Below are 6548 nucleotides of genomic sequence, written 5' to 3'. Positions count from 1 at the left end.
TCCCGGCGTGCCGCAGGAGATCTTTCCCGAGGAATGCGGCTTCATCCTCTCCGACGGCTATGGCGCCGAGATCCTGCGCGAGGCGCCGGAGCACCGGATGGCGGCCGCGACGCGCAAGGCGCTGATGCTGAGAATCGCCCGCGCCGGCGCGGCGCGGCTGCTGGCGGCGGAGCTTGCCGGCGTGGCGGTGGCGGCACTGGATGGCGAGAGCGAGTAGATACTCGTCGCAACGCGTGAGGCCGGTGTGTTGCCGCCGGCATCGGGCCGGGCTCAAGCCACCCCCATGCGCAAGGCCGGCGAGAATTTTTCGTTCCGCGCCGATGATTTCCACTGATCGAGATTGTCTTCACCAACAGGCGCGTCCGGCTGATCGGCCGCCTGGAAAAGAGGTGATGCATGAAATCGTTGCAAAATCAGAACGTCGTCGTCGTCGGAGGCAGCCGTGGTGTCGGTCGCTCGATCGTGGAAGCAGCGCTTGGCGAGGGGGCGACCGTGCTTGCCGTCGCCCGCGGCGCCGCCGACCTGAAGCAGCTCGCCTGGGAACGCCCGGGCTTGAGGACCCTTAGCATGGACGCGACGGCGGAGACCGCGCCGCAAGCGGTTTTCGATGCGCTTGCGCCGGACGTGCTGGTGGTCTGCGCGGGCGCGCTCGCCCCTTCCGCGCCGATACAGGAGCAGAGCTGGGAGGTGTTCTCGGCGAACTGGGAAATGGACGTCAAGGCGTCGTTCCTGTTCTGCCGGGAAGCCCTACAGGGTCGGCTCAAAGCAGGCAGCCGGGTGCTGCTGATCGCCAGCGGCGCCGCCATCAGCGGAGGACCGCCGAATTCCGGCGGCTATTCCGGCGCCAAACGCATGCAGATATTCCTGGCCGGACATTGCCAGAAGGAATCGGACCGGCTGGGCCTCGGCCTGCGCTTCATGGCGCTTTCGCCGGCCCGCATCATGCCGGGCACCGGGGTCGGCGATCACGGCATCGACGGCATTGCGGCCTATATGGGCATCCGTCCGGCCGACTTCCTGGCCAGCATGAGCGACATGCAGACGCCGGCCGATGTCGGACGGGCGGTGGTCCAGCTCGCAACCGGGAAGCCGCAAGGCAGTTCCTTCACCGTGAGCGGCAGCGGTCTTGCGGCGGCGGCATGAGGCGCGCAGGATGCCGGCCGAAATCAGCGCCCCGGGCCCAACATGACTGACGCTCCCGGCCCTATCGAACCTTTGGGCCGGCCAGGCCAGCCGGGCCTCGACCGGCTGGCCTTCGAGCGCCTGACGGTCGCCCACCGCCGCGAGCTTAAGCTCCATTGCTACCGGATGATGGGCTCGCTCAACGAGGCGGACGATCTCGTCCAGGAGACGTTCCTCAAGGCCTGGCGCGCGCGGTCGCAATTCGACGGACGGGGCTCGGCGCGCGGCTGGCTCTACAGCATCGCCACCAACAGCTGCCTCAATGCGATCAAGGCGCGGTCGTCGGCGCGGCGCATTCTCGAGCAACCCGAGCGGCCGCCTACCGAAGGAGGAGCGACCGGCGGGCCGGCCGCCGAACTCGCCTGGCTGGAGCCGTATCCGGACGCGGAACTGCCTGACATTGCCGACGACAGGCCGGGGCCGGAGGCGCGTTACGAGACCCGCGACGCCGTGCGGCTCGCCTTCGTGGCGGCGATCCAGCTGTTGCCGCCGAGGCAGCGCGCCGCCCTCTTGCTTTGCGATGTGCTCGGATGGTCCGCCATCGAGACCGCGCAATTGCTGGGTGGATCGACCGCCTCGATCAATAGCGCCTTGCAGCGGGCCCGCGCGACGCTGGGCGGACACCACTCCCAGGGGCTCCCGGCGCAGCGATCCCAGCCCAGCCCGGACGAAGGGTTGCTGCTCGAACGCTATATGCGGGCCTGGCAGGCCGACAATCTGGACGGGCTCGTCGACCTGCTGCGCGAGGACGCCATCTACCACATGCCGCCATGGCGCGAATGGTACCGCGGGCGCCCGGCAATCGGCGCTTTCCTGGGAAGCGTCTGGGGCAATTTTGCCGGCTATCGCGCGGTGGCCATCAGGGCCAACACCCAGCCCGCCGTGGGCGTCTACGCGCTCGGCCGCCAGGATTTCGCGTGGCGGCCCCATTCGCTGCATGTCATTGAACCCGTCGACGGCAAAATCGCCTCGCTGACGATCTATGTCCCGCCGCTCGGCCCCGCTTTGTTTGCGGCCTTCGGCCTGCCGCCGGAGCCTCGCGCCTCGAGGGATTAGCCCAGGTCTTCCTCCACCCCGCCAGCCGCCGGCGCCATGAGCAGCACGGCAGCGCCGAGCAGCGCCGCGACCAGCGAGCCCGCGAGGATGCCGACCTTCACCGCGTCCTGAAGCGCTGGATCGCCGGCGAAGGCGAGCAGGCCGATGAACAGGCTCATCGTGAAGCCGATGCCGCAGAGCAGCGAGATGCCGAGCATATGCAGCCAACCGGCATTGACCGGCAGATCGGCGAGGCCTAGCCGGATGGCGATGACCGAGGAGCCGAAGACGCCGACCAGCTTGCCAAGCACCAGGCCGGCTGCGACGCCGAGCGTCAGCGGCTCGACCAGCCCGGCGAGGCTCAAGCCGCCGAGCGAGACGCCGGCATTGGCGAAGCCGAAGATCGGGATGACGATGAACGGCACGAGCTTGTGCAGGCCGTGTTCCAGTCGGTGCAGCGGCGACTGCTCGAGATCGTGGCCGATGCCGGGTGAACGCTCGAGCGGAATGGTGAGCGCCAGCGCCACGCCGGCGAGCGTGGCGTGCACGCCCGACTTCAGCACCAGCACCCAAAGCACCGCGCCGATCACGAGATAGGGCAACAGGTTCATCACCCGCATGCGGTTGAGCACGACCAGCACGGCGATGGCCGCGAAGGCCGCCGCCAGATAGGCGAGCGACAGGCCGCCGGTGTAGAACAGCGCGATGATGATGACGGCGCCAAGATCATCGATGATGGCCAAAGCGGTGAGGAACACCTTCAGCGAGGCCGGTACCCGTCTGCCGAGCAGCGAGAGCACGCCCAGCGCAAACGCGATGTCGGTGGCGGTCGGGATCGCCCATCCGGACAGCGCGGCCTGATTGTTCCGGTTGATCAAGACATAGACCAGCGCCGGAACCAGCATGCCGCCAGCAGCGGCAATGCCCGGCAGCACGCGGCGCGGCCAGGTCGAAAGCTGGCCGTCCAGCATCTCGCGCTTGATCTCCAGCCCGACCAGCAGGAAGAACACCGCCATCAGCCCGTCATTGATCCAGTGCGCGACGCTGAGCGGCCCGAGATAGGCGTGGAGGGCCGCAAAGTAAGTGTCGGCGAGCGGCGAGTTGGCGACGATGAGCGCCAGCGCCGCTGCCGCCATCAGGATGATGCCGCCCGCCGCCTCGCCGTCGAGGAATTCGCGAAGGATCGATTTCGGCCGCGGCTGGTCGTCCATGTCGCCTCCTTCATGCCGACTGTCGGCCGACTCCGTTGGCGATGATGCTCAAACTTGGACGGCCGGGCAAGCATCGGAGGGCAATCGCCTCCGCTTGAATTCGTCCCATCTTCCCTTCCCTACGCCGGCGCCGCCCCTCACCTGCCTGCCGGCATCCTCTCCCCGTATAGTGACGGGCAGAGAGGCAACGTCATCGGTGATTTCGCCAATCGCCAGCGTTGCAAGAAGAGTGCGGAGGTCGCGGTCAGCCCCTTCTCCCCGTCGGAGAAGTGCCCGGTCCACCCTCCGCAGCTGCTGCGGAGGACGGGCAGGGCGATGAGGGGCAGCGCTGACTTCGACAATTGGTAGTCTTCAAGTTCGGACTGCCATTGGCACCAGGCACCGCCCGCACGTTTAAGCAGGTCAGCGCGGCGCGCGCTTGGCCAGAATCCGCTGCAAGGTGCGGCGGTGCATGTTGAGCCGGCGCGCGGTCTCGGAAACGTTGCGGTCGCACATTTCGTAGACGCGCTGGATGTGCTCCCAGCGCACGCGGTCGGCCGACATCGGGTTTTCGGGCGGCGCTGCCCGCTCGCCCGCGGTGCGGGTAAGTGCCGCGAAGACATCGTCGGCGTCGGCCGGCTTCGACAGGTAGTCGACGGCGCCGAGCTTCACCGCCGTCACCGCGGTGGCGATGTTGCCGTAGCCGGTCAGGATGATGGTGCGGGAATCGTCGCGCTTCTCGCGGATGGCGGCGACCACATCGAGGCCGTTGCCGTCGCCCAGCCGCATGTCGACCACCGCATAGGCCGGCGGATGGGCGCGCGCCTTGGCGACAGCCTCCTCCACGCTTTCCGCCGTCTCGACCGCGAAGCCCCTGGTTTCCATGGCGCGGGCAAGCCGGGTGAGGAACGGCTTGTCGTCATCGACGATCAGCAGCGAGGTGTCCTCGCCTTCGACCATTGCGCCAGTGGTTTCGTCTGCGCTCATCTCATCAGCATCCTACTGCCTTACTTTTACGCAGATACAATTCTGCAACAGCAATGTCCAATTTTTCAGCCGGCAACAGAGCTGCCATGCGGTAAACGCAAGGCTCAGGCGTTGTCGAACATGGTTCCGGACAACTGCTCGGGATTGAGGAAGACCCCGCGCGGCCAGGTGATCTGCACCACCGCGCCCTCGCCGAGCCCGCTCGAATTGCGAAAATCGATCGTGGCGCCCGAGCGCTCCAGCAAGGTCTTGGCGATGAAAAGCCCGAGCCCGAGGCCGCCGCCGGCCTCGGTGCCCTGGCGCGTCGACATATAGGGCTCGCCGATGCGGTCGATGATCTCCGGCGGAAAGCCCGGTCCGTCGTCGATAATGGAGAAGGAAACCTCCTCATTGTCCCAGTTCCAGCTGACGGTGACCGTGTTCTTGGCGAAGTCGACGGCGTTCTCGACCAGATTGCCGAGCCCGTAGATGACGCCTGGGCTGCGCTGCCCGACCGGCTCCGGGCCGATGCGCTCGCCGGGGCGCAGCCGGATCGAGATGCCGAAGTCGCGGTGCGGCGCCGTCACTTCCTCGACCAGCGAGGTCAGCGGCAGGCGCGAAAGATGCGCCTCGCCTTCCGAGGACAGGCTGGTCAGCCGCTTCAGGATCTCGCGGCAACGCTCGCTTTGCGAGCGCAGCAGCTTCACGTCCTCGCTGAATTTCGGATCCTCGCCCAGCGCCTTTTCCATTTCCTTGGCGACGACGGTTATGGTGGCCAAAGGCGTGCCGAGCTCATGCGCGGCGGCCGCCGCGAGACCGTCCAGCGCGGAAAGATGCTGCTCGCGCTGCAGCACCAGCTCGGTGGCGGCGAGCGCGTTGGCGAGCAGGCGCGCCTCCGCCGCGACGCGGAAGGCGTATATCGCGGTGAAGGCGATCGAGGCGAACACCGCCATCCACATGCCGGCTACATAGATGAAGGGCATCGGCAGCGGCGCGTCCTCGTACCAGGGCAGCGGCAGATGGAAGAACACAAGCAGCGTGGCCGCCACGATGACCAGCGCGCCGAGCACCGCCGTGAGGCGCAGCGGCAACGACGCGGCGGAGATGACGACCGGCACCGAGAGCAGGACCGAGAACGGATTGGTCAGACCGCCGGTCATGTAGAGCAGGCCGGCGAGCTGCAGGCTGTCGATGGTCAGGATAACGAAGGCCGACAGCGGGGTGAGCCGGTGTGCGGCCGGATAGCGGAAGGTGAGCCAGAGGTTCATCCAGGCCGAGCAGGCGATGAGCCCGAAGCACATCGAGACCGGCAGCGGGAATTTCAGCCCATAGGCCACGACCAGCACCGCGACGCTCTGGCCGACGATGGCCAGCCAGCGCAGGCGGATCAGCGTGTTGAGCCGCAGCCGCTGGCTCTGCTGGGAATCGGGCGGGCGCAGAATGTTGATCATCGCCAAGAATTACAGCCGTAAGCGCGGAAACGATAGAGCATGGCTTCTTTCAGGTCCCACGCGGCTTGGCACGGCTGGTGGCGGCGGCAAGGAGCGGGTTTTCCGGCCAGACATGCTTGGGATAGCGGCCGCGCATGTCGGTGCGCACATCGGCCCATGAACCGCGCCAGAAGCCGGGAAGATCGCGCGTCGTCTGGATCGGACGATGCGCCGGCGACAGCAGCTCCAGCGTCAGCGGCACGGTCCCGTTCGCGATCGCCGGATGGCGGTCGAGGCCGAACAGCTCCTGCACGCGGACCGCAAGCACTGGCCATTCGCCGTCATAGCGGATCGGCACATGGCTGCCCGAGGGCGCGTCGAAATGGGTCGGCGCCAGCGCGTCGACCTTGCGCTGCAGGTCGTGCGGGACCAGCGACATCAGCCCAGCCGCAAGCATCCCCGGCTTGATCGCCGCGAAAGAAGCATCGCCCGCAAGGAAAGGCAGCAGCCAGCCGTCGAGGCGCTCGAGTAGCGCCTGATCCGAGACATCCGGCCAGGGGGCGCCTAGGCCGCGGTTGAGCCAACCCAGTCGCTGGCGCAGCGTCTCTGCCTCCTTGCCCCAGTCGAGCAGTGACAGGCCGTGCTCGCGCAGTGCGTCGAGGATGGCGAGGTCGGCATCGGCGCCCGAGGGCGCCGGCAGCATGCGCTCGGCAAGCGTGATGGCGCCAAGCCGCGCGGTCTCGCG

General features: G+C 67.5%; 7 protein-coding genes. 3 read left to right on the top strand and 4 right to left on the bottom strand.

Annotated elements, in window-relative coordinates:
* The 3 genes from DH10_RS12645 to DH10_RS12635 form a co-directional block, all read left to right on the top strand.
* Positions 1–217, top strand: a 217-nt coding sequence (locus DH10_RS12645; protein WP_192384774.1) for an MmcB family DNA repair protein, incomplete at its 5' end; no start/stop codon positions are given.
* 179 nt (positions 218–396) lie between these two features.
* Positions 397–1143, top strand: coding sequence for an SDR family NAD(P)-dependent oxidoreductase (locus DH10_RS12640; protein ID WP_192255702.1), 747 nt, complete (start codon positions 397–399; stop codon positions 1141–1143).
* 42 nt (positions 1144–1185) lie between these two features.
* On the top strand, positions 1186–2238 hold the full coding sequence (locus DH10_RS12635; protein ID WP_192255704.1) for an RNA polymerase subunit sigma-70: 1053 nt from the start codon (positions 1186–1188) through the stop codon (positions 2236–2238).
* On the opposite strand, the gene nhaA is transcribed toward DH10_RS12635, so the two are convergent.
* From nhaA to DH10_RS12615, 4 genes are all read right to left on the bottom strand, one after another.
* Positions 2235–3428 (bottom strand): Na+/H+ antiporter NhaA, encoded by a 1194-nt coding sequence (gene nhaA, locus DH10_RS12630; RefSeq protein ID WP_192255706.1) that lies wholly within the window; start codon positions 3426–3428, stop codon positions 2235–2237. The two genes, DH10_RS12635 and nhaA, sit on opposite strands and share 4 nt — an antisense overlap.
* 402 nt (positions 3429–3830) lie before the next feature.
* Entirely contained in the window at positions 3831–4394 is a 564-nt protein-coding gene (locus DH10_RS12625; RefSeq protein ID WP_126086203.1) for an ActR/PrrA/RegA family redox response regulator transcription factor, read from the bottom strand.
* Between the two features lie 104 nt (positions 4395–4498).
* The gene (locus DH10_RS12620) at positions 4499–5824 is read right to left on the bottom strand and encodes an ActS/PrrB/RegB family redox-sensitive histidine kinase (protein WP_192255712.1); all 1326 of its coding nucleotides are present in this window, start codon (positions 5822–5824) and stop codon (positions 4499–4501) included.
* A 49-nt stretch (positions 5825–5873) separates the two neighbouring features.
* Positions 5874–6548 (bottom strand): ATP-dependent helicase C-terminal domain-containing protein (locus DH10_RS12615; RefSeq protein ID WP_281423827.1); only part of this gene is annotated, 675 nt, incomplete at its 5' end.

Origin of the sequence: Mesorhizobium silamurunense, assembly GCF_014843825.1 — a bacterium.
GTDB lineage: Bacteria > Pseudomonadota > Alphaproteobacteria > Rhizobiales > Rhizobiaceae > Mesorhizobium > Mesorhizobium silamurunense.
Note: the sequence above shows the minus strand (reverse complement) of the source record. Positions and strands in the feature narration are given on the sequence as shown.

Coding starts and splice junctions, on each gene's coding strand:
- DH10_RS12620 (WP_192255712.1), bottom strand. CDS start 5,824: ATGATCAACATTCTGCGCCCGCCCGATTCCCAGCAGAGCCAGCGGCTG.
- DH10_RS12635 (WP_192255704.1), top strand. CDS start 1,186: ATGACTGACGCTCCCGGCCCTATCGAACCTTTGGGCCGGCCAGGCCAG.
- DH10_RS12625 (WP_126086203.1), bottom strand. CDS start 4,394: ATGAGCGCAGACGAAACCACTGGCGCAATGGTCGAAGGCGAGGACACC.
- DH10_RS12640 (WP_192255702.1), top strand. CDS start 397: ATGAAATCGTTGCAAAATCAGAACGTCGTCGTCGTCGGAGGCAGCCGT.
- nhaA (WP_192255706.1), bottom strand. CDS start 3,428: ATGGACGACCAGCCGCGGCCGAAATCGATCCTTCGCGAATTCCTCGAC.